We start from the raw sequence: 19,707 nt of genomic DNA on the forward strand, positions 1-19,707 counted from the left end.
TCAGCGGTTCCACGCCGGCCGCGGGCTCGCCACCTTGCGGAAGACGAGCGGCGAGACCTTGATCTGGAACGCCTTGGACGCCTCGCGGCGCCAGGACATCGCGAGGTTGAAGAGGTCCATGTAGGAGCTCACGCCCGTCGCAGCGTCGAGACCCTCCATCTTGTGCGGCAGGGTGCGCAGCAGGAGCTTCTCACCGTTGCGGAACGGGATCGGCACGCTGTTCTCCGCGCCCCGACGGTTGACGCCGCCCGTGACCGGCATCGTCAGCCCGCCGCGGTAGCGGAGCTGCAAGGACGCGCCGACGAAAATCGTCTCCTCGGACAGAAGCTCGACCTCGCAGAGCGCTTCCATCCAGTCGCCGGCGACGATCCCGAGGGCCGAGTAGCTCGGCATGACCGGCGTGAGCGACAGCGAGTTGACGCCAGCAGCCGGAGCGGCCGGGGTGATGGTGAAGACCTGCTTCTCGGCAACGCCGGCCTCGATCACCTCCTTCGAGGCGACGATCGCTTCGGTCTGGCCGGCACCGCGGTTCACCGTGACGCTCGTTGCGACGCTGCCGGTGATCCCGCCGTTCTTGGTGCCGTTGGTGCCGAGGAACCCGCCCGTCGCGAGCAGATTGCCGGCGCGCGAACGATCCACGAAATCGCCTGCCGTCACCATGGAGCGCAGCACGTCGAGGAGCATCCCCGGTTCGGAGTTGCGGATCCAGTGACCGACCGACGTCATGTGGATGCCGTCCTCGAGGATCGGCTGGCCGGACGCGATCGCGTCCCGGATGAGCTTGCGATCATCGACGACCTTCACGCCCTCGCGAGAGCCGAGCGTCGCGCACCAGGCGCCGAAGTTTTCGAGCGTCACATGGCGCGGATCGCCGACCTTCCAGTCGGTGCGCGGGGTCGGCATGAGGACCACGGCCCAGATGCCGGCATAGCGGAGCATGGTGAGGATGCGATCGAGCCGGAGCTTCAAGGTCTCGAGCGTGATCGGGGTCTTGCCGTCGGCCTGGCGCCGGCTGTTCACGTCGTTGGTGCCGATGTCCACGACCACGATGTCGGGCCGCATGTCGATCGTGCGCTTCAGGCGCTCGTAGCCGCCGTTGAGGTCGTCACCGCCCAGACCTGCCTGCGATCCGGCGAAGCCCTTGGCGTCGCCCGCGCGGTTCTGCGCATAGTCCTTATCGAACCAGGAGTTGACGTTGAAGCGCCCGTCCATGGACTGAAGAAGGCCCATGTCGCCGAACGCCGCGCCGGTGTTGATGTCGATGCGGTTGTGGAGCGCCGGCGGGACCGCGTTGCCGAAAGCGTAGCCCGAGCGCGCGATGAAGCTGTGGCCGAGACCCATGACCTTGGCGCCGGTCTTCAGTGGAAGAGCGGGAAGAGTGCGCGGGGTCGCGAAAGGAGCGCTGGTCGGCAGAACCTCTGCGGTGAGAGACGCGCCGTCGGGATCGGCGGGAAGGGTAAGCTTCCAGAAGCCGAACTCGTCGGCATGAATCGTTCCGGCGAGCGAGGCGCCGGCCTTGACCGTCACCGGCACGCCAGCACGCGCCCGGCCCGAGACGACGAACGTCTTGACGTCATAGGCGTCGATCGTGGGAACCGTATCAGCGGGGATCTTCGAGTAGGGACCGTATCCGGACATCGATCAGCCCTTCGTCACGATTGCGGAGCCCGGCAGACGCTTGGCGCGGGCATAGACGGTCTCGGTGGTGAGAGAGCCGAACGAGAAGGAGCGATGCGCGCCGGCGCCGACCGTATGGGCCTCGTCGTTCTGCGGATCGGGAAGCTCGCTATCGAGGCGAACGAGGATGTCGGTGCCCTCGCTCTCGACCAGGAGCTCCGAGACGCCAGAGGCAATCTCGGTCCACTCGTCGCGGGTGAGGTTGAAACGCTTGGTCGGCTGGAAAGCCATGATGAACTCCATTGGGAACAGGAGCCACCATCATAGCAAGTAAGCGCTTACTTAACCAAGGGGAACCATATGGAAAGAGGGAAGAAGGCAGGCTGCGCGGGCACCAGAATCAGGAGAGACCCGGTGAGCAAAGACCTGGACGAGTTCGATCGCCTTCTCGCGGCCTACACGGAAGCGGCCTACAAATACGGAGCTGCCGAGGAGAGCAAGAAGATCAAGCGCCTGGCGGACGCATCACAGGACAGGGGCCTGACACACAACGAGCTCCGGACATTCGTCGCCGATCGCCTCAAGAGGCTCGAGGAAGCAGAGCGCTACTAGCGCTTCGATTAAGGGCGATGGACCTTTACACAGAGGTCCAGTCCGACCCAGGCCAGGCTGACAAGCGTAAACCAGGCGGTTGACGCAAACCCTTGTGAGACTGGAAACGACCTTTACGCGAGCTTTACGCCCGGAGAACCTGAAACCTCGATTTCGGGAAAGACGTAAACGTCGACCCGATCGCGCGCACAGACCAAGAGAACAGACCAGCGCAGCGCAAAGAGCACCAGAAACGCACAGAGCAGCTCACCAGCGCGATCCAAGCGTCTGACGCGCACAGAGAGAGCGAAACACTCGGGAAGCTATTCAGCGACGAACCCTGACGATTTCGAGAAAACAGACCAAACGCATACCCCGCAGCATCGAAAACATATCCGAGATCATCACCCATAGAGAGCGACAGAGCACGCAGACCCATAAGAGACGCATGAGCACCGGAAAGCAGCACAGCACCCATAGAGAGGGACAAGCGCACGCTTCCGGCATGTGAGAGCAGAGAGCACGCATAGAGGGGCATAGGGGGAGATAGTGAGCTGGTCTGGTGGGGTTGGCGCCTCGCCACAAACAGCCTCGAACTTCCAGACCGACCACCTCAACCCGAACGCACGCGCCGTAAGCATCCGCTTTCAATCCACACGCGCTCATGAGACAAACGATCAACGACGCTTGCAGAGCTGGGCGAGCGTTCGTGTGTTGCTGACGGCAACGTCGAGGTCCACCAGCTACCAGCCGGTCTCCGGCTACCTGATCCGACAACGCCACAATTTCAGGGCTCGCTTGATCCTACGGGGTCGGCGAGCCTCTTTTTTGGCTGACGGAAAAATTAGGAACGGAGGCACTCCCCTGTAGGAGCATAGCCGTCACGGGGAACCCATGCCCCGCGTCCTTGGAACGCCGATCCCCACACGAGCCGGAGATCCATGGGTTTCCACGGCGCCCCGTGGTTTTCCGAGGAGGCCCGCGGGGTTTCCCGTGCCGGAGACGTCCGCCCCTAATCGCCTCTCGTCTACATTAGAAACCTGTCTAGTAGATAACTTACCTTTGTAGGTGAGTGGCATTTAGCTCCGGCGCGATCCTTTGCACGGAAACGCGCTCACGCACGACGGCTCCCGGCCCGCTCCTAAGTAATTCCTTCCGTATATCCGCCCGAAACGCGCCGACAAGACCCCGCGACTACACGCTTCAAGCCCATATCGTGATGCTTCATATTCACAATGCAAGCAACGAAGAAAACAAGAGCTTGCAAGCGATAGCAACGCACACACAAGGGTTTATCAAATGTCGAAGCGCACCGCGAAGAACACCGCCGCCCAGATCGAGAACGTCGTCCTCGAGGGCGAGATCATCGCTCCGGTCGTCGAGCAGATCACCGAGACCAACGAGCCCACGGAAGCCGAGCTCGACGCCATCGAGACCGCCGAGGTCCAGTCCGAAGCCTACCAGGCCCAGGCGTCCGAGATCGACGAGGTCAACCCGGACCAGGCACCGGCAGGCGACGAGCCCGAGCTCCTCACCGACGAGCCGGAGCAGAAGACGCTCGCCCAGATGATCGAGGGCATCGAGCGCGACCACGCCGTCGCCATGCAGCACCACATCGCCGCGGAGATCGACGACCGCATGGACTACGAGAGCGACAAGGGGAACGAGACGATCCAGCGCTCCTTGAAGAGCTCCCGCGCGAAGATGACCACCGACCTCCTCGCCGCCTACGCCTTTGCCGCGACGAGCGTCGACCCGTCGGTCTTCAACGTCGGACGCGCCTCGACGAACCGCTACAACGTCTACGCCATCGACAAGGTCGCGGACCTGGCGCGCTCGCTCGCCTCGGGGCACTTCATGAAGAACGCCATCAACCGCGCTGTGTGCCGCTCGCTCTTCACGTTCCGCCACTCCGGCGAGCGCTTCACGATGGAGATCGCCAAGGCAGCGTGCTCCGACAAGATCCGCGTGTCGCCGGCGATCTCGCGCCATCTGATCCGTCACACGGTCTCGGCGTCGACCGCGCCCACCCAGGCGTCGTCCACCATGCAGGCCCTCGAGACGCTCGGCATCGTCAAGAACGTCGGCACCGCCCGCGGCGCCGTCTACGAGCTGACCGACACGGCGCAGGCGCGCGCCCTCGAGGAGCTCTGCACGAAGGCAGCGTAAGGGAGAGGAGGGAAAGGTGCTTCGGCGCCTTTTCTTTGCGCCTGGCTCGCGGGGCGGTTTGGTATGGCTGGGACTAAATGGGAGCCGCCCTGTGTCGCGGGGTTTTTAGGAACGGGGCGCTCCCCTGTGTAGGCGAGGACACCGTCGGGCCGGCGCGGTAGACAGAGGAAAGCCGTGGGTGCCCACGGGAGCCGCCGAGCCGGAGGAATGCCATGGAACTGATCCTCGACATGCAGGCAGAGGAAGGGGAATCGCAGCAGGAGTTGGACGCTCTCATCACCCTGGCCTTCATTTACAAGCTGAAGGTCAAGACGGAAGGAGGCGGGAAAGCAGAGCGCCCCTTCGCACGGGTTCATGGGGTAATCGACCCTGCCGTCTTGCATCGGATCCTGTCGGAGATGCAGCCGGACCCGAAGCCTGAAAGCCCCTGAACAAGCGTCTGTGACCCCATAGCGAGCAATGCGACTCTCATCGTGTCAGCAACACGAGAGCGAGACATCGCCATGCAGATCGCACAAGCTCCCCAGACGCCCGCCGAGATCGCTGCCCTCCGGATCTCCCTCGACTTCCTGTCGTTCCAGCAGGGCCACTTCGAGCCCTACAACCCCAAGCGCGTCGCGCGCACCATCGGCGAGATCCGGCGCCGGCGCGCCCTCGAGCTCCAGACCCAGCGTGCCGCGCACCTCATCAAGCGAATGTGCATGGGACTGGTCCTAGTCCTGGCAGGCGCAGGCGTGGTCTCTCTCCTCTAGGCGCCTGTCACAACCTGCAGGCGCTCAACGCGGGCCAGGCGAGTCACCCAACAGCTCGACCTGGTCCGCACCCGTCCAGGCCCGTCCAGGTCCAGTAAGGCCAGGCACGGGTCTTTTCGCGTCAGGCTGCGCCCCGCGGGCCTCCTCGGCGGCTCCCGGCCGAGCTCTTCCCCACCAGACACCTCTCGACCGCGCTCAACGTGCCGTCGCTGCACGCTTATAGCCCGTAAGTCGCTGATTTATATTCATAATTGTCAGCAACACGAAACGAGAGAGTTTCACATGACCCGCACTGCTTCGCTCAACGCTTCCGCCTCGATCGTCGCTCGCTTCGCCGATGCCATCGAGCTTGCCGATGCGTTCAAGGTCGATCATGTGCCCGCCAACATCGACGCCGACCTGTTCAAGCGCTCGTCCGAGGGAACGCTGCGCTCCGCTGGCGACCGCTTCCGGCTCGCGATCCAGCATTCCGGACTGTCGCCCGACGACATGCCTGCTATTCGTGACCAGGGGATGCAGCTCGTCGAGGAGCGCAAGCGCATTCGCCGGGAAGAAGCCGCTCACCGTGCCGCCAAGCGTGAAGCCGCGCTCGCGAGCCGGGAAGAGCGCGAATACGCTTAGATCCAGCCTAGCGGAGAGCGTCGCGTCACAGCGGCGCTTTCTTGTGGGCTGGGCGAGCGGGACGGGTCGGGGCGGAGACGGATCAAGGGGGCGGGGAGGGGACGCGCCTGCCTCGAGGAATTTTGGAACGGCTGGGCTAAATGGGACTCGGGGAAACGACTGCGGGGCGTCGTTTCCCCTTGTTGCCGCCGGCCCACCTCCGACTGCCCCGTGGGTGCCCGCGGCGAATACCGTGCCAACGGAAATTAGGAACGGGGAGGAAAGGACGTGGGCGCCCAAGATCCGGACGGGGATGGGCCTATGCGGCGCCCCGAGGGCGCCCGCGGGGCGGGGGCGCGCGTAGGACGCCCCGCGACGGGGAGCAAATCACAAAACCGGGGCAACGCGTAGCTGACTACGGGTCAGTCGGGGCGCGCGACTAGGACGACGCGCGTCGGGGAGCAAGTCACGAAAGCGGGGCTCACAGGGGCGTGACGCAATTCATTTTCGTTCGTCGCGACTCATTCCTTTTCGTTTTTGCGTAAGTAAGCGCTTGCTTATTCATGTGCGTCGTATAAATTCATTTGTGTCGCACACAGACGACATCAGCAACACACAAAGAAAGACACTCACATGACGCAGATCGCTTCTAACGACTTCGCTGCTAAGCTCGCTGCATACGCTGACGCTGCTAAGCTCAACATCGTGACGCGCAAAGACAAAGTGTCTGACGCGAACGCTAAGCACTTCGATCGCTCGATCGCGATGCTTGCGAATGAGACGATCGCACAAGCTCTTATCGCTGCTGACGTCGATGCGTCGCGCTACACGTCGCAAGTCTATGCGTTCAAGAAAGAGAACGCTATTCTTGACTATCTCTTCAATAATAAGACGATGCAGAACTATATCGCAGAGATTTTTGTCAGCGCGTTTCGTAAGCATCACGTCAAGAACGCAGCGTTGACGAAGAGCGAAGCGAAGCTTGCGCTTAACAAGTCTGCGAAGCTTAGCGAAAGCGAAGCAACGTATATCGTGCAACAGTCGAAAATCATCGATGAAAGCACTGTGAACGCGCAGCATAAGACGACGCTAGACGCTTTCGTCAATCTGCGTATGTTCTCGCAAGTCTCGACGTTCGAAACGCGCGACGCTTACGCAATCAATCTCGAAAGCGACATGACGCAGCGCATGATTGCGCGTCTTAACATCGCTGATATGTTCGCTGCGTAAATCGACACAGACGCTCGCTGACGCGCTTCGATAGCGCGTCAGCTACTCGCGAAGCTCTCACGCTCAAACGCTCGCTCTTGAGCTTCTATGACGATCCCAGAGCGTGAGACACCCCAGCCACAGCGCGCGACACTCGCCCAATCCCTCCTCGCGCATCGCGTGACATCGGGGACACAGCCCCAGGGGACGACGTGTGCTGGGTGGACACACTCTGTTGCACGGGGACCATGTGGCGGGAAGGACACGAGGTCCTAGAAGCCCCGCCACAGGTCGAAGGGGATGCCTTTTGAGGGCGAGACACTCCCCGGCCTGGACCCTTAATCCTACATCGACTTAGAGTAGATCGGAGGGGCTGCGATGGATGGTTTGGCATCGCTGTTTAACACGCTGAAGACGCCGTCGTTTGCGGCTGGCTTGGTCTTCCTCATCGGAGGCATATTGGTTCGGTTCGGGATCTACCTCGGCGAGATCCAAGAGTCGGCATTCGATGGAAGCATCCGCACCTACGCCGGCATATCGATAGCCCTCGGAGCGACGATCTTCGCCGTTGCGCTCCTGCTCCGAGCCGCTCACTGGTTGCGAAAAGTGCCCGCGATCAGGGCAGCACGAGCGAAGAACATACGGGAGCGTGAGATCGTCCTGGAGGCCTCGCGCGCACTCAGCATGGACGCCACGACGATCCTCTACGGATTGCTGCGAAACGACAGTAGGACATCGCGCGGCTTCAGCGCGCCGGCGATGAACGAGCTTCAGCAGCTCGACATCATTCGCCCTGCCGGGGACTACAAATACAAGATTAACGAGTCCGTCATGATCGAGATCACCCCTCAAGTCTGGGATCAACGGGATCGGATCAAGCTGGAGCTCGTAGAAGCGCTCAAGGATTATACGGGTAATCCGCTCTTCGATGACGAGGCATACGAGATCCTCGTCGCTCAGCAGATCGCTGCCAGAGATCGGCAAGGCAGAGGTCGTCAGCATGACTGGATGGGGTTCTGATTGCGCTGGGAACGACGCTCTGGGGTAGGCGCCCCGATGCCCCGTGGATCTGACCCTTAATCCGCCGCTGCCGCGCGCCTGCGGCGCACGGAGCTCGAGGGCTACTGCGACAAGGGCATGTCACCGAGGAGCTGGTCGACCTTCTGGCGCGTCTCCATCCGCTTGGCGATGTCCTTTGCCACCTCGGCACAGTAGGCGTCCCTGATGCCGACGTCCTTGCCGAACTCGCCCTCGACGTATCGACGCGCGAAATCCCAGTGCTTCTTGAGATTGGGCTTGGTCAATGAAGCCGCAACGCGCTTGAAGGTGGTCTCCTTCTCAAACGTCATCATGGCGTCAGTGACGGACAGACCCTGCGAGTTACAGATCTGGCGCTGCTGGTAGAGGATGAGCTCCCTACCTTGCCATGAAGCTGGCATCTCCTGCGCGAGAACCGTCTCTGCAAGGAATGCGAGCACCAAGAGCGCCGCGATGGCGCCCAGCACGATCCGTTTGATCATTGCGGAAGCTCCCCGATTGCGGCCGGGAGTTCTTCCGACACCAGCCTCCTATCGATGAGCGATTGGGCGAACTCGGCGCAGCGCTCCTTCGGAGACTTCTCCTTGGCGTATTCGGTCTGGCTCGTCCTTGCGGTTTCGGCCCAAATTTTCTGTCGCTGCTCCTGCGAGAAGTTTGCGAAGAGCCGCTGCTGTGCATCGACGACCTTTCGACGCGACTCCTCGACCATTCCATCGGTGATCGAGAACTTGTCCGCGTTGCAGAGCCTCATCACCTGATAGGGCAGGAAGAGCTGACGCAGCATTTCATCGGAGAGCTCTTCGGCGAGCGCCGGGACAGTTCCGGCTAGAATCGCCAGCGCAGCGCCGGCGACCCTCATTTCATGTGCTCCTTCGCCCAAAGCTCGAGGCTCTGCTCGAGGATGTCCACCATGGGCACGCCCGTCGAGGCCGAGATCATCTTGTAGCGCTTGTGGAGCTCGGGCGTGACGCGGAACCCGAACGAGATCTTCGCCTCGGACGGACGGGTCATGTTGTCGGCGGGCGCCTGCGGGATCGACAGGTTCGCTATCGAGCCAGCGCGGGCCTTGGACGGGGGCTTGGGAATGCTCATGCTTGGTCGAGCTCCGGCATCAGGGAGGTGAGCTTCTTGGCGATCTCGTTGGCGACTTCGGTGGCCCGCTCGTTCAGCGTGCCGAACGTCGTCTCGGCTGCGGACCTGCCCTGGTTCTGGGCGAGCTGGTAGCCGGTCTTGGACGTCAGGTCCGTCTTCGCCACCTCGTAGCCGCCGCTCTCGAGGAAGGCGCGTGCTTCCTCCGTCGCCGACGTGCCAGGGGCGGTCTTGTTGATCACGAAGAGGATCTTGCGCTTATCGATGCCCTTGGCGACGAGCTCGTTGGCGAACATCACCTGGGGCTTGAGATCGTCGAAGGTGGTTCCGGTCGGGACCACGACGAGCCGGGATGCCTTCGCCAGCTCCAGCGAGGTCTGGTCAGAGTCCGGCCGGCCGTCCGCGACGATGAGGTCGTGCTTCTCGCGAGCCAGCGCGCGCACCGTCGAGAAGGCTTCCGCCTCGATCTCGGGCTCGATGCCGGCGGCTTTGCGGGACGCGGCCCAATCCACGGCCGTCAACTGCCGCACGTTGAAGTCGGCGATCTTCACGCTCCAGCCGCCCGCCGAGAACGTCTGGGCGATGAGGCGCGCGAAGGTGGACTTGCCGACCCCTCCCTTCTGGGAGAGGCAGGAGATCATGAGCTGGTCAGCCATCTAGATTTCCAGATTTCCAGGTTCCGCGATTTCGAGAAACCTAGACGGCAGGGCGGTTAATTTCCAGTGAACGGAAACGGAACGGTCATGCCTCCTGTATGCGATCTGCATGAGCCCGCTCGATTTTGGCGTTCCAGGTATCAGCCAGATCGTCCAAGAGGGCGTTCTCGTTTGGAGTGAGTTCTTCTCGGGCTTGGGCACGCAAATGGTCGGCCATCAAATGCGGACGCTCCCGAACAAGGATTGCGGCCTGCGCTCTGAACTGCTCGACCGTCAAAACATTCGTGCCAGTCAGCAGAGCAACGGCGACCATCCAGCCTACGCCCTTCATACTAAGCTCCGGCGGCATCTGTAGTGTTGCTATACAAATAGCCAAAAACAGAGTGCTGGTGGCGATCAATACGTAGACCATCGCGCCAACGTTCGCGAGAAGAAGCCGTGTGGGATTTCGATCGACCAACTCGAGCTGGATGCGAAGCGCAACGAGAAGCTTCTTCCTGTATCGCCTGTAGGGTGTGCCCTTGATCCTGCGGAATAGCTTAGGCGTGGCTGCGAACGCGAGACCTACCAAGACTCCCGCGAAGAGTGGCAGTCCTGTGAGGGACCGCTCTGCGGCAAGATAGCAGGAAACGATGCTGTCGCAGTTCATGGGTTCCCGTCCATTCGAGGTCAGAAACCACTAGCAGAGCGCGTTCTCGACCGCTATCAGGCCGCTTCCGCCCGGCGCATGTCCTCGCCGACCTGGTGCATGAGGTAGGCGACCTTCTGACGTAGATTGTGGAGCGCGTCCTGGGGCCGCAGGCCGTAGGCGAGGGCGTTGTTCTCGATCCGGTAGTCGACGATCGTCCGGTCGTAGTGGTCGAACTCGTAGGGGCTGTCGTCAGCGAGCGGGTTCACGACCTCGACGACGATCCCGCCATGGGCCTTGTAGTAGGCGCCCTGGTCGCGGCGCACCGAGCCGAAGGAGTAGCAGCGGTCGGGCGCAGTGTTCGCCTTGGCGACGGCCATCGCGGGGATGCCGTGCATTCCGAAAAGATCCTCGATCCGGTTGCCGATCTGGCCGAGGAGGTCGCGCACGACCCACTCCTTCCCGGCGATCGTCACCGTCTCGAGCTTGCCGGCCTGCGTGTAGACCTGGCGCTCGTCCAGGCCACAGTGGCGCATGGCGAAGTCCCGGATCGGGAAGCCGTCGTCGTAAGGGCGATAGTCGAACTCGGCCGAGAGGATGCGCTGCACCTCGCTCTTGCCGGCGCCGGGGTTGCCGCACAGCGCGATGAAACGAGGGCGGTGCTTGTGGGAAGAGAACATCGGGGCTCCGTTGCAAAGTAAGTGCTTACTTACTAGCGCAGCCCGCGAGCAGCGTCTATCGAGGAGACGCGCTCTGGAGGGTTAGTGGCTGGTCGTCGAGACGTCGCTGGGGAACATCGTCTTCTCGCCCGCCAGGAACTTCCCGATCTTATCGGCGAGGTCGAAGGCGAACGGCGAATGGAACGCCGCCTGGGGCCAGTCCGTCGGAATGAAGCCGTAGATCGCGTCGCTCTCGTCGGTGTCCCAGCGGCCGACAACGGTTCCGTCCTTTAGGATCACGTCGCCGCCGCCGACGCCCGTCTTGCCGAAGTCGATGAGGTTGACCGGATGACGAAGAGCCTGCTTTCGCATCAGTGGATCACTCCAGGGGTTTCGGCCCGGTCGGTCTGGCGGATACGCTCGGCCGCGGAGAGCAGCCGGCGCTTGAGCTCGCGGTTCTCCTCCTCGAGGCGCTCGCAGCGCTCGACCAGGTGCTCCTGCGTGAGCAGGTTCAGCCCGGCCGAGTTGAAGAAGTTGGCAGCGTCTCGTTGGCTCATGCAGCCAGATCCTTTCTCTCGAACTGCGACCAGTCGAAGTCCTGGCCGTCAGGCAGAATGTTCTCCGCGAAGCCGGGCGTGGCCTCGACGATGGCACGCCGCTGGCGCGAGTGATCGCCTAGCGACTTGTTGTTGGAGACCGAGTAGTCGGCGATGAACGCGACGTTCGGTCCAGACCGTTTGGCGCGCAGCCCGCGCCCGATCCGCTGGCGCAGCGAAATCTCGGCTTTGTAGCCGCCGGCGAGCTGCACCAGCCCAACAGAGGGCACGTCAACGCCGACGTCCAGGATGGTCGTGCCGATCACGACGTCGATTTCACCGCGGCCGAGCTGGCGAAGGGCCTTCTTGCGCGCGTCCTGGTCGTTCTCGCCACGGATGAACTCCACCCGCAAGCCCAGATGCTCCATTTTCGCTTTGAGCGTGTCCCCGTGCTCGGTGCGAACGATCAGGGTCATCACCGGCAGGCCGAAGCGCTTTGCCATCAGCGCGTCGCGGATGATGTCCTTGTGCATGAAGGGGTTCTTCATGTAGCCGAACTCGTAGGCACGCTGAAAAGGCGAGGTGCGCCGGAGCTTCTCATGCGGCTTCGATGTCACGAATTTGAACACCGGCCGGGCGAGCACGCCCCGCGCGATCAGCATCTCCTCCGTGATCTGGATCAGCACCGGGCCGAACGCGGCCATCAGCCGGAGATTGTCCTCGGCGTTCTGGCGCATGAAGGGCGTGGCCGTCAGCGCGACGCGGATGCGAGCCTTCTTGCAGTGGCGCAGGATCTCGTAATAGCTCGAGCCGCCGGCCTCGTGGGCTTCCTCGCCGATCACGACCTCGACCATGGACAGGAACTCGATCGCCTGGCTCCGGCGCTTCAGCTTGCGGTCGTAGACGACCTGCGCCTTCTTCGCGGCGATCTCGCGCTGCTTCTCGGGCGCGACGCTCTCGTCGTAGCCCTTGGCGATCACTTTCCGGATCTCCTTGTCGAGCGAGGGCTCCTCGAGCCGCTTCACGAAGGTCTGCACCATCCCGAGGTTCACGCCGCGCACCAGCTTGAACTCGCCGTCGCCGATCTGGCCGGAGTTCATGCCGATCTCGTTGAGCTGGTCCTGCATCTGGTAGAGCAGCACGCCCCGCGTCGTCAGGAAGAGCGTCGGGCGCCGGTAGCGCGCCATGATGAGCTTGGCGATCTTCGACTTTCCGCCGCCTGTCGCGACCTGGATGATGCCGGCGCCGTGCTTTTCGACCTGCCGCAGCGCCTTGAGCTGGAAATCGTAGCGCGGATCGTCGTTTCCGAACTCGTCCACGATCGGACTCTCGGGTCCGAGCGGCTGGGGCAGGGGATCGCGCACCAGATGGACCTTGCGGCCGGCCTTCACGAGGTTGGCGCGCACGACGTTCACGAAGCCGGCCGGGAACGTGCCGTTCTCGTGGCTGTAGAACGACGACTTGCCCGACCAGGTGCCGGTCTGGAAGGCGTGCATGAACTCGTGCCCCTCGACCGTATAGGACAGGAGGTCGGAGACGATGTTGTCCACCTCGCGGTCGCGATCGACCAGCTTTGCGACGGTGGCGTTATGAGCGAGGCGGATATTCTGCATGAAGCCTAGTGGATCTCGTTTGGAACTGTGATAAGTAAATGGTTACTTACCACAGGGATGCCTCATGACGAAGCCGCAATTCCTGGAGCTCCCGGTGGGCGATCTCGCTCCGAACCCCTGGAACTCCAACTTCCTCACCCCGGACGCTGAAGCCCGGCTCGACGAGAGCCTGAAGCGTTTCGGAACCTTCAAGCCGATCGTCGTTCGCGAGTTCAACGGCGGATACGAGATCCTCGGCGGCAAGCACCGCTGGGAAAGCGCAGGCCGCATCGGCCTCGCGACCGTGCCGGTGATGAACCTCGGACCCTTGGACGACAAGCGCGCCAAGGAAATCTCGCTGGTCGACAACTACCGCTTCGGCACAGATGACGCGCAGGCGCTCGCCGAGCTGGTCAAGTCGATTGGCGAAGAAGAGATCCAGATTTACCTCCCGATCGATGAGGACGATTTGTCGATCATCATGTCTACTGCGCATATAGCGGTGGACGATCTCGATATTGACGAGAATTTCGACAAAGACGTCGATCCGCAGTCCGAAAGCGACGACGACGAGAAGCCCGAGCGCGTGCCCAAGACGCACACGCACATGCGCTTCAAGCTGACGCTGGCCGACGCCGAGACGCTCACGCGCATCATCGCGGACACCAAGCGCGCCCAGGGCTTCACCGAAGAAGACGACCTCACGAACGCCGGCGACGCGCTCATGCACCTGCTCGTCTCCGGACATAAGCAAACGGTTACTTCATCCGCTCCGCGGCCCGAGCCGCAGACCGAAGAAGACGTCGAGGCGGCGCTCGCCCGGCTCGATGACATCGACGACGGCGATCTCTGATGCCGGCCGTCTTCGACCCCAAGCCGAAGTTCCGGGACTGCCGGAGCTGCACCTTCTTCAAGCGCGGCAACACCGCGCCCGAGTGCGGCCTCTGCGACTCCGGCGAATTTTACGAACGCAAGCGCTCCGTCCGCGAGATCCGCGAGATGAACGACAGCGAAGCGATGACCTTCCTCCGAAATGAGATGACCTACGATGACTAAGATCCCGCAGGTCGAGCTTCGCGATGTTTCCGAGCTCGTCCCCTACGAGAAGAACGCCAAGAAGCACTCCGAAGCCCAGGTCGGGAAGCTCGTGAAGCTGATCCTCAAGGTCGGCTGGACGCAGCCCATCATCACCGACGGCGACATGGTGATCATCGCCGGCCACGGCCGGCGCCTGGCCGCGCTCGAGATCGCGCGCCAGACGGGCGTCTCCAAGATCCCGGTCGTGGTCCGCTCGGACCTCACCAAGGAGGAGGCCGACGCGCTGCGCCTCGCCGACAACCGCGTCACGTCCACCGAATACGACATGGGCATGATCGAGGAGGAGCTCCGGCGCCTGGCCGCGGCCGACTTCGACATCGACATCATCGGCTTCGACGCGGCCGAGATCGAGTTCACGACGGCTGACCTTGCCGCCTTCGACGAGAGCGCCTTCGTCGAGGACGTGTCCTCGGCCGTCGAGAGCCAGCAGGAGGGCAACAAGGCCGCGGCCGAGAAGGTCGACGAGACGGCCGCGCCCGTCGTCGACGCCCTCGGCTTCAAGCGCATCACGATCGCCGAGAGCCGGCAGCTCCGCGACCTCGTCGGCCGCATGGAGACGCGCACCGGCAAGCAGGGCATCGCCGCTCTTCTCGAGCACCTGGGAGCAACCGTCTGATGAGCGACGACCGCAAGATCATCTCGCTCCGCTCGCGCGAGCCCCTGAAGATCCTGTCCGACGAGGAGTCGGCCGCGCGCGTCCAGAAGGACATCGACGAGCGGCGCCAGCTCACCATCAAGGCCGAGCTCGCCGCGATCGACGCGCTCCGGCTCCAGGTCGAGAAGGGCGACGCCACGGGCATCGTGCTCGTCGCGCGCCACACCCCGACGGGTCTCTTCCACACGCACCTGGTCCCGGACTTCGCCGACCAGCCGGAGGACACGACCGCCCAGACGGCCTCGCTCTACGCCGGCGTCTTCACGATGATGCGCGACGAGCTCCTGAACATGGCCTCGGTCGATCCGATCATCCACTTCGAGGAGGACGGCTCCTACAAGGAGATCTATCCGCTCGGCGGCGGGGAGATGGAGGACGGCGATGACTGAATACGTCGTCGATCGTCACTTCACCTCGTCCGTCGAGCGCACGGCGCGCGTCCTGGACCTGGCCGAAGGCTTCGGCCTCGGTCTCTCGGACAAGCGCTTCACGGTCTACGACAACCTCAAGATCGAGGTGCGCGACACGGATGTCGTCTACATCACCGGCCAGTCGGGCTCGGGCAAGTCGCTGCTTCTCAAGGATCTGATCGGCCAGATGCGGGCCGGCGGCAAGCTCGTCGCCGATCTCAACGAGATCGAGCTCGAGGAGCGCCCGGTCATCGACCTCGTCGGCCAGACCATCAACCAGGCGACCGAGCTCCTCGGTCTCGCGGGGATCTCCGACGCCTATATCTACCTCCGGAAGCCCTCCGAGCTCTCGGACGGCCAGCGCTACCGCGTGAAGCTCGCCAAGGTGCTGGAAAGCCCCGCTGACGTCTGGGTCGCCGACGAGTTCGGCGCCGTGCTCGATCGCGAGACCGCGAAGGTGATCGCCTTCAACGTCCAGAAGGTCGCCCGGCGCATGGGCAAGACGCTCATGGTCGCAACGACCCATACCGATCTCGGCGAGGAGCTCGGGCCGGACCTCACCGTCACCAAGCGCTTCTCCGAGCGCGTGGACGTGAAGGTGAAGGAGCGCGTGTCGTGAGCGGCGGGTGGATCGGCGTCGATCTCGACGGCACGCTCGCGCACTACGACGGCTGGAAGGGCATCGACCACATCGGCGCGCCGGTGCCGGCGATGATGAAGCGCGTGCGCGGCTGGCTCGCGGCCGGCAAGACGGTGAAGATCATGACGGCGCGCGTCTGCTCGGCCGCGCCCGACCGCGGCATGGCTCGCTGGCACATCCAGAACTGGTTCGAGCGCCAGGGCCTTCCCCGGCTCGAGGTCGTGTCCGAGAAGGATTTCGGCATGGTGCAGCTCTGGGACGACCGGGCGATCCGCGTCGAGGAGAACACCGGACGCTACTACGACCAGATCTCGGGGTGTTCGCGATGAGCCGCGGCCTGATCCTCGCGCTCTGCGCGCTCCTGTCGTGCTGCACACCGCTCGCACCCGTCTTTGCGAGCGCTGTGACGCTTGCGGAAAGCGTCTCACATTGACCAGGATGCTCACCAGCGCTGATTTCGAGTTCCCGACGCACACGACGAGCGTCGAGCGCGTGGACGCGCCCAGCGCCCGTTTCTCGCTGATGGACGATATGTTCGTCGAGCGCGGCACCAAGGCAGATTGGGAGCTGCTGCACCATCTCCACTACAAGGCCGAGAAGCTGCCGATGGGCGCGCGCTTCTGGCGCCTCGATCTCCACGGCGAGTCGATCGGCGTTCTCGTGACCGGATGTCCGAAGGGCCTCCTCAAGGAGCGCCACATCGCGTTCCCGGCGATCAAGCCGACGGGCGGGGACACCAAGCTGACGAACACGAACCGCTACAAGTGGATCAACGCCAACATGCGCGTCGTCTCCCGCTTCGTGGTCGACACGATGTTCCGCGGCATCGGCGCCGGCTACCGGATGATGAACCTCGTCTCGCGCCTCGAGGGCGCGCCCATCATGGAGATCCAGAGCTCCATGTCGAAGTTCAACATTTTCGGGCAGAAGGCCGGCTTCCGGTTCGTCACGCCCCAGAACGCCAACAAGTTCGAGGCGGGGCTCCGGTTCTTCCGGTCGAACTTCGAGGCGAGCCCGCAGGACTTCGAGGCGATCGTCGCCGAGATCGATGCCATGCCGGAGAGCCAGCGCCAGGCCACGATCGTCAGGTGCAAGGACTTCTACCTGCGCAACTCGGCGCTCGAGAACACGGGCAAGACGCGCGAGCGCGGCGCATCCCGCGTGGACGCCATGACGGCGCGCGACACCATCAAGGCGATCCAGCAGATGAGCCTGGCCTCGCCCATGTATGGCGTCTGGCGCAATCCGGACGCGGGCCGGGAGATGCCTGCCCGCCTGCCGCTGCGCGCGTTCGACTGGCAGGCGCCGACCGCGCCGATGGTGTTCCAGGGCGGGTTCGTCGAGCCGGGCGCATCCGTGCCGAGGATCGTCTGATGGGCAAGCCTGCAAGGACGGACAAGCAGCGCGAGATCGTCGGCGTGATCCTCGCCGCGGCCGACAAGGGCGAGCACCTGACGGTCGGCGAGATCATGAGCCGGTTGAGCTACAAGCCGAGCCGGCCGGCGTTCTCGTGCTCGCTTCGCTATCTCGAGGGCAACGGCATCATCAGCCGGGAAGGCTGGAACGGGAAGCGCATCGTGAAGCCGACCGGAGATGCCTACGCCTGGTTCCGATCGACGCCCCTGACCGGAGGCAGCTAATTGCCTCCGATCTACATTAGAATCTAACTCTAAGAGATAGATATAATTTCTAATGTAGGTGAGAGGCAATTAGCTCTCCGGCCCGGAACGCCTGGGTTGCATAATAAGTAAGCACTTACTAAAATGACGAGCATGAGCGCAGACGAAGAGGACATCACCGGCCCGGAGAACGAGGTCGAGGAGGAAGAGGAGGTCGAGACCGAGGAGTCCCGGTCTGCCGGCTCGCGCCTGTCCGAGGAAACCTGGGCCGAAATCGAGAACGCCTACGAGCTCGGCACGAAGAAGATGCCCGAGCTCTCCAAGGAGTATGGCGTCTCCCGGCAGTCCATCTCGCGCCGCTTCAAGACCCGGAATATCTCCTTCGGCACGCGCGCCCATGAGCTGCGCCAGGCGCAGGCCAACGGCGTGAAGGCTGCGGCCGCGTCCAAGGCCGGCCAGGCTGCGATCCAAGCTGCCGAGAGCTTCGCCGACCAGCGCCGCGAATGGGTCGAGGAGAGCCGGGTCGACGGCTACAAGTCGCTGCACCAGGTCCAGCTCATCGCCAAGAAGCAGGTCGCCGAGGCGATCCGCAACAACCGGCCGATGGCCTCGATCGACGACGACCTGAAGGCGGTCGCCCGCTACCAGAAGATCCTCATCGACAACGTGAACACACGCCTTGGCATCCTCAACGCCGATGCGATCGTGGACGAGGCGTCGCTGCCGGAGCTGCTCATCCGCGACATCACGGACGAGGAGATCCACGCGATCCAGACCAACGCCGACCAGGACGACGACGACGGCGAGATCATCGACGAGGTGATCGACGCCTCGCTGCGCGACGCATGAGCGACCTGATCGTCCATAACGGCCAGAAGGAGGTTCTGAACCACAAGGCCCGCTACAAGGTCATCGTCGCCGGCCGGCGCTGGGGCAAGACGCTCTGCGCGCGCACCGCGCTCATGAAGGCCGCGACGCGCGCCCCGCGCCAGCGCGTCTGGTATGTCGCGCCGACCTACGGCCAGGCCCGCCAGAATATGTGGGACGTCCTGAAGGAGTCGATCCCGCGCGAGTGGATGCGCGGCGAGCCCAACGAGACCCGGATGGAGATCCGGCTGATCAACGGCTCGGTGATCTCGCTCAAGGGCGCCGACCAGCCCGATCGCCTGCGCGGCGTCGCGCTCCACTACGTCGTTCTGGACGAGGTCCAGGACATGAAGCCGGAGACCTGGGAGAAGATCCTTCAGCCGACGCTGACCTCGACGCGCGGCGGCGCGATGTTCATCGGCACGCCCAAGGCGTTCAACTGGTTCTACGACCTCTACATGAAGGGCCAGCGCGGGCCGACCTATCGCGCTGACGACGGCTCACTGCGCCGCAACCCCTACATGAGCTGGCAATACCCGACGATGATGTCGCCCTTCATCCCGAAGAGCGAAATCCTCGAGGCGATGGAGAACACGGACGAGAAGACGTTCAACCAGGAATACAACGCCCGGTTCGAGACGATGTCGGGCCGCGTCTATCACGCCTTCGACCGCAACGAGCACGTCGGCCGCTACGAGTTCAACCCCAAGCTCCCGATCTACATCGGCCAGGACTTCAACATCGACCCGATGTCGTCGGTGATCATGCAGATCCAGCCGAACGGCGAGATCTGGTGCGTGGACGAGGCGATCCTCTTCGGCTCGAACACCCAGGAGGTCGCGGACGAGATCTCGAGGCGCTACCACCGGCAGATGAAGCAGATCAGCTTCTACCCCGATCCGGCCGGCGCCAACCGCACGCAGGCGCGCGGCGAGTCCGATCTCGACATCCTGCGCGAGGCGGGCTTCCGACGCATCCTCTACAAGAAGAAGCACCCCGCGGTCGCCGACCGCATCAACTCGGTGAACCGTCTCCTGCGCTCGGCCGACGGCCAGGTGCGTTTTCGCGTGGATCAGCGCTGCCGGCACCTCATCAAGGGCCTCGAGCAGACGATCTACAAGGAGGGCTCGCGCGAGGTCGACAAGACCATGGGCGTCGAACACCCGTGCGACGCGCTCGGCTATTTCACGGACTTCGAGTTCCCGGTGCGCAAGGTCCAGATCCTCGGTCTGTCGATTTGAGGTTGCAGATAAGTAATCGGTTACTTATCATGCGGGGATGA

At 63.3% G+C, this 19,707-nt stretch carries 28 protein-coding genes; 17 read left to right on the forward strand and 11 right to left on the reverse strand.

Annotated elements, in window-relative coordinates:
• Both AUL32_RS22810 and AUL32_RS22815 read right to left on the reverse strand, forming a co-directional pair.
• Complete coding sequence (locus tag AUL32_RS22810) at window positions 1-1,638, reverse strand: SGNH/GDSL hydrolase family protein (protein ID WP_062120440.1); 1,638 nt, start codon at window positions 1,636-1,638, stop codon at window positions 1-3.
• A gap of 3 nt (window positions 1,639-1,641) precedes the next feature.
• On the reverse strand, window positions 1,642-1,908 hold the full coding sequence (locus AUL32_RS22815; protein ID WP_156421585.1) for a hypothetical protein: 267 nt from the start codon (window positions 1,906-1,908) through the stop codon (window positions 1,642-1,644).
• Window positions 1,909-2,031: 123 nt separating this feature from the next.
• Between AUL32_RS22815 and AUL32_RS22820 the strand changes: the two genes are divergently transcribed.
• The 7 genes from AUL32_RS22820 to AUL32_RS22850 all read left to right on the forward strand — a co-directional run bounded on the left by AUL32_RS22820 (window position 2,032) and on the right by AUL32_RS22850 (window position 7,958).
• Window positions 2,032-2,229 carry a hypothetical protein gene (locus tag AUL32_RS22820; protein ID WP_062120446.1) on the forward strand — a complete coding sequence of 66 codons (198 nt, stop codon included), beginning with the start codon at window positions 2,032-2,034 and terminating at the stop codon, window positions 2,227-2,229.
• Window positions 2,230-3,507: 1,278 nt separating this feature from the next.
• Complete coding sequence (locus AUL32_RS22825; RefSeq protein WP_062120449.1) at window positions 3,508-4,377, forward strand: hypothetical protein; 870 nt, start codon at window positions 3,508-3,510, stop codon at window positions 4,375-4,377.
• Window positions 4,378-4,589: 212 nt separating this feature from the next.
• Complete coding sequence (locus AUL32_RS22830) at window positions 4,590-4,808, forward strand: hypothetical protein (RefSeq protein ID WP_062120451.1); 219 nt, start codon at window positions 4,590-4,592, stop codon at window positions 4,806-4,808.
• Between the two features lie 72 nt (window positions 4,809-4,880).
• On the forward strand, window positions 4,881-5,129 hold the full coding sequence (locus tag AUL32_RS22835; RefSeq protein WP_062120453.1) for a hypothetical protein: 249 nt from the start codon (window positions 4,881-4,883) through the stop codon (window positions 5,127-5,129).
• A 282-nt stretch (window positions 5,130-5,411) separates the two neighbouring features.
• Complete coding sequence (locus tag AUL32_RS22840) at window positions 5,412-5,750, forward strand: hypothetical protein (RefSeq protein ID WP_062120455.1); 339 nt, start codon at window positions 5,412-5,414, stop codon at window positions 5,748-5,750.
• Between the two features lie 612 nt (window positions 5,751-6,362).
• A complete protein-coding gene (locus AUL32_RS22845) occupies window positions 6,363-6,959 on the forward strand; it encodes a hypothetical protein (RefSeq protein WP_062120457.1) in 597 nt (198 codons plus the stop codon).
• Window positions 6,960-7,316: 357 nt separating this feature from the next.
• Window positions 7,317-7,958, forward strand: a complete 642-nt coding sequence (locus AUL32_RS22850) for a hypothetical protein (protein WP_062120459.1) — start codon at window positions 7,317-7,319, stop codon at window positions 7,956-7,958.
• A 101-nt stretch (window positions 7,959-8,059) separates the two neighbouring features.
• On the opposite strand, the gene AUL32_RS22855 is transcribed toward AUL32_RS22850, so the two are convergent.
• From AUL32_RS22855 to AUL32_RS22895, 9 genes are all read right to left on the reverse strand, one after another.
• Window positions 8,060-8,458, reverse strand: a complete 399-nt coding sequence (locus tag AUL32_RS22855) for a hypothetical protein (RefSeq protein ID WP_062120461.1) — start codon at window positions 8,456-8,458, stop codon at window positions 8,060-8,062.
• Entirely contained in the window at window positions 8,455-8,835 is a 381-nt protein-coding gene (locus tag AUL32_RS22860) for a hypothetical protein (protein ID WP_062120464.1), read from the reverse strand. The genes AUL32_RS22855 and AUL32_RS22860 overlap by 4 nt, the downstream gene beginning before the upstream one ends.
• Entirely contained in the window at window positions 8,832-9,068 is a 237-nt protein-coding gene (locus tag AUL32_RS22865; protein WP_062120466.1) for a ribbon-helix-helix domain-containing protein, read from the reverse strand. The genes AUL32_RS22860 and AUL32_RS22865 overlap by 4 nt, the downstream gene beginning before the upstream one ends.
• Window positions 9,065-9,721: a ParA family protein gene (locus tag AUL32_RS22870; RefSeq protein WP_062120469.1), complete on the reverse strand. Its 657-nt coding sequence runs from the start codon at window positions 9,719-9,721 to the stop codon at window positions 9,065-9,067. The genes AUL32_RS22865 and AUL32_RS22870 overlap by 4 nt, the downstream gene beginning before the upstream one ends.
• 85 nt (window positions 9,722-9,806) lie before the next feature.
• Window positions 9,807-10,370: a hypothetical protein gene (locus AUL32_RS22875; protein ID WP_062120471.1), complete on the reverse strand. Its 564-nt coding sequence runs from the start codon at window positions 10,368-10,370 to the stop codon at window positions 9,807-9,809.
• Between the two features lie 56 nt (window positions 10,371-10,426).
• On the reverse strand, window positions 10,427-11,029 hold the full coding sequence (locus AUL32_RS22880; protein ID WP_062120474.1) for a hypothetical protein: 603 nt from the start codon (window positions 11,027-11,029) through the stop codon (window positions 10,427-10,429).
• Window positions 11,030-11,110: 81 nt separating this feature from the next.
• Window positions 11,111-11,380, reverse strand: a complete 270-nt coding sequence (locus tag AUL32_RS22885) for a hypothetical protein (protein WP_062120477.1) — start codon at window positions 11,378-11,380, stop codon at window positions 11,111-11,113.
• Window positions 11,380-11,565 carry a hypothetical protein gene (locus AUL32_RS22890; RefSeq protein ID WP_062120480.1) on the reverse strand — a complete coding sequence of 62 codons (186 nt, stop codon included), beginning with the start codon at window positions 11,563-11,565 and terminating at the stop codon, window positions 11,380-11,382. Before AUL32_RS22890 ends, AUL32_RS22885 begins: the two co-directional genes overlap by 1 nt.
• Complete coding sequence (locus AUL32_RS22895; RefSeq protein ID WP_062120483.1) at window positions 11,562-13,157, reverse strand: DEAD/DEAH box helicase; 1,596 nt, start codon at window positions 13,155-13,157, stop codon at window positions 11,562-11,564. Before AUL32_RS22895 ends, AUL32_RS22890 begins: the two co-directional genes overlap by 4 nt.
• A 64-nt stretch (window positions 13,158-13,221) precedes the next feature.
• Between AUL32_RS22895 and AUL32_RS22900 the strand changes: the two genes are divergently transcribed.
• The 10 genes from AUL32_RS22900 (at window position 13,222) to AUL32_RS22945 (ending at window position 19,666) form a co-directional block, all read left to right on the forward strand.
• Complete coding sequence (locus tag AUL32_RS22900) at window positions 13,222-13,989, forward strand: ParB/RepB/Spo0J family partition protein (RefSeq protein ID WP_082660039.1); 768 nt, start codon at window positions 13,222-13,224, stop codon at window positions 13,987-13,989.
• Window positions 13,989-14,192: a hypothetical protein gene (locus tag AUL32_RS22905; protein WP_062120486.1), complete on the forward strand. Its 204-nt coding sequence runs from the start codon at window positions 13,989-13,991 to the stop codon at window positions 14,190-14,192. Before AUL32_RS22900 ends, AUL32_RS22905 begins: the two co-directional genes overlap by 1 nt.
• The gene (locus AUL32_RS22910; RefSeq protein WP_062120489.1) at window positions 14,185-14,850 is read left to right on the forward strand and encodes a ParB/Srx family N-terminal domain-containing protein; all 666 of its coding nucleotides are present in this window, start codon (window positions 14,185-14,187) and stop codon (window positions 14,848-14,850) included. Before AUL32_RS22905 ends, AUL32_RS22910 begins: the two co-directional genes overlap by 8 nt.
• Window positions 14,850-15,278: a hypothetical protein gene (locus AUL32_RS22915; protein WP_062120492.1), complete on the forward strand. Its 429-nt coding sequence runs from the start codon at window positions 14,850-14,852 to the stop codon at window positions 15,276-15,278. Before AUL32_RS22910 ends, AUL32_RS22915 begins: the two co-directional genes overlap by 1 nt.
• Window positions 15,271-15,918, forward strand: a complete 648-nt coding sequence (locus AUL32_RS22920) for an ATP-binding cassette domain-containing protein (RefSeq protein ID WP_062120495.1) — start codon at window positions 15,271-15,273, stop codon at window positions 15,916-15,918. The genes AUL32_RS22915 and AUL32_RS22920 overlap by 8 nt, the downstream gene beginning before the upstream one ends.
• On the forward strand, window positions 15,915-16,268 hold the full coding sequence (locus tag AUL32_RS22925) for a hypothetical protein (RefSeq protein ID WP_062120497.1): 354 nt from the start codon (window positions 15,915-15,917) through the stop codon (window positions 16,266-16,268). The genes AUL32_RS22920 and AUL32_RS22925 overlap by 4 nt, the downstream gene beginning before the upstream one ends.
• Before the next feature lie 109 nt (window positions 16,269-16,377).
• Window positions 16,378-17,313: a hypothetical protein gene (locus AUL32_RS22930; protein ID WP_062120500.1), complete on the forward strand. Its 936-nt coding sequence runs from the start codon at window positions 16,378-16,380 to the stop codon at window positions 17,311-17,313.
• The gene (locus AUL32_RS22935; protein WP_062120503.1) at window positions 17,313-17,579 is read left to right on the forward strand and encodes a hypothetical protein; all 267 of its coding nucleotides are present in this window, start codon (window positions 17,313-17,315) and stop codon (window positions 17,577-17,579) included. The genes AUL32_RS22930 and AUL32_RS22935 overlap by 1 nt, the downstream gene beginning before the upstream one ends.
• A 132-nt stretch (window positions 17,580-17,711) precedes the next feature.
• Window positions 17,712-18,407 (forward strand): hypothetical protein, encoded by a 696-nt coding sequence (locus AUL32_RS22940; protein ID WP_156421586.1) that lies wholly within the window; start codon window positions 17,712-17,714, stop codon window positions 18,405-18,407.
• A complete protein-coding gene (locus AUL32_RS22945) occupies window positions 18,404-19,666 on the forward strand; it encodes a phage terminase large subunit (RefSeq protein ID WP_062120509.1) in 1,263 nt (420 codons plus the stop codon). The genes AUL32_RS22940 and AUL32_RS22945 overlap by 4 nt, the downstream gene beginning before the upstream one ends.
• The last annotated feature ends 41 nt before the right edge of the window (window positions 19,667-19,707 follow it).

The organism is Aureimonas sp. AU40 (assembly GCF_001463785.1).
GTDB lineage: Bacteria > Pseudomonadota > Alphaproteobacteria > Rhizobiales > Rhizobiaceae > Aureimonas.

Bases quoted from the DNA above. Each gene is read 5' to 3' on its own strand.
- AUL32_RS22810 (WP_062120440.1), bottom strand. From the start codon at position 1,638: ATGTCCGGATACGGTCCCTACTCGAAGATCCCCGCTGATACGGTTCCC.
- AUL32_RS22815 (WP_156421585.1), bottom strand. From the start codon at position 1,908: ATGGCTTTCCAGCCGACCAAGCGTTTCAACCTCACCCGCGACGAGTGG.
- AUL32_RS22825 (WP_062120449.1), top strand. From the start codon at position 3,508: ATGTCGAAGCGCACCGCGAAGAACACCGCCGCCCAGATCGAGAACGTC.
- AUL32_RS22830 (WP_062120451.1), top strand. From the start codon at position 4,590: ATGGAACTGATCCTCGACATGCAGGCAGAGGAAGGGGAATCGCAGCAG.
- AUL32_RS22835 (WP_062120453.1), top strand. From the start codon at position 4,881: ATGCAGATCGCACAAGCTCCCCAGACGCCCGCCGAGATCGCTGCCCTC.
- AUL32_RS22840 (WP_062120455.1), top strand. From the start codon at position 5,412: ATGACCCGCACTGCTTCGCTCAACGCTTCCGCCTCGATCGTCGCTCGC.
- AUL32_RS22845 (WP_062120457.1), top strand. From the start codon at position 6,363: ATGACGCAGATCGCTTCTAACGACTTCGCTGCTAAGCTCGCTGCATAC.
- AUL32_RS22850 (WP_062120459.1), top strand. From the start codon at position 7,317: ATGGATGGTTTGGCATCGCTGTTTAACACGCTGAAGACGCCGTCGTTT.
- AUL32_RS22855 (WP_062120461.1), bottom strand. From the start codon at position 8,458: ATGATCAAACGGATCGTGCTGGGCGCCATCGCGGCGCTCTTGGTGCTC.
- AUL32_RS22860 (WP_062120464.1), bottom strand. From the start codon at position 8,835: ATGAGGGTCGCCGGCGCTGCGCTGGCGATTCTAGCCGGAACTGTCCCG.
- AUL32_RS22865 (WP_062120466.1), bottom strand. From the start codon at position 9,068: ATGAGCATTCCCAAGCCCCCGTCCAAGGCCCGCGCTGGCTCGATAGCG.
- AUL32_RS22870 (WP_062120469.1), bottom strand. From the start codon at position 9,721: ATGGCTGACCAGCTCATGATCTCCTGCCTCTCCCAGAAGGGAGGGGTC.
- AUL32_RS22875 (WP_062120471.1), bottom strand. From the start codon at position 10,370: ATGAACTGCGACAGCATCGTTTCCTGCTATCTTGCCGCAGAGCGGTCC.
- AUL32_RS22880 (WP_062120474.1), bottom strand. From the start codon at position 11,029: ATGTTCTCTTCCCACAAGCACCGCCCTCGTTTCATCGCGCTGTGCGGC.
- AUL32_RS22885 (WP_062120477.1), bottom strand. From the start codon at position 11,380: ATGCGAAAGCAGGCTCTTCGTCATCCGGTCAACCTCATCGACTTCGGC.
- AUL32_RS22890 (WP_062120480.1), bottom strand. From the start codon at position 11,565: ATGAGCCAACGAGACGCTGCCAACTTCTTCAACTCGGCCGGGCTGAAC.
- AUL32_RS22895 (WP_062120483.1), bottom strand. From the start codon at position 13,157: ATGCAGAATATCCGCCTCGCTCATAACGCCACCGTCGCAAAGCTGGTC.
- AUL32_RS22900 (WP_082660039.1), top strand. From the start codon at position 13,222: ATGACGAAGCCGCAATTCCTGGAGCTCCCGGTGGGCGATCTCGCTCCG.
- AUL32_RS22905 (WP_062120486.1), top strand. From the start codon at position 13,989: ATGCCGGCCGTCTTCGACCCCAAGCCGAAGTTCCGGGACTGCCGGAGC.
- AUL32_RS22910 (WP_062120489.1), top strand. From the start codon at position 14,185: ATGACTAAGATCCCGCAGGTCGAGCTTCGCGATGTTTCCGAGCTCGTC.
- AUL32_RS22915 (WP_062120492.1), top strand. From the start codon at position 14,850: ATGAGCGACGACCGCAAGATCATCTCGCTCCGCTCGCGCGAGCCCCTG.
- AUL32_RS22920 (WP_062120495.1), top strand. From the start codon at position 15,271: ATGACTGAATACGTCGTCGATCGTCACTTCACCTCGTCCGTCGAGCGC.
- AUL32_RS22930 (WP_062120500.1), top strand. From the start codon at position 16,378: ATGCTCACCAGCGCTGATTTCGAGTTCCCGACGCACACGACGAGCGTC.
- AUL32_RS22935 (WP_062120503.1), top strand. From the start codon at position 17,313: ATGGGCAAGCCTGCAAGGACGGACAAGCAGCGCGAGATCGTCGGCGTG.
- AUL32_RS22940 (WP_156421586.1), top strand. From the start codon at position 17,712: ATGAGCGCAGACGAAGAGGACATCACCGGCCCGGAGAACGAGGTCGAG.
- AUL32_RS22945 (WP_062120509.1), top strand. From the start codon at position 18,404: ATGAGCGACCTGATCGTCCATAACGGCCAGAAGGAGGTTCTGAACCAC.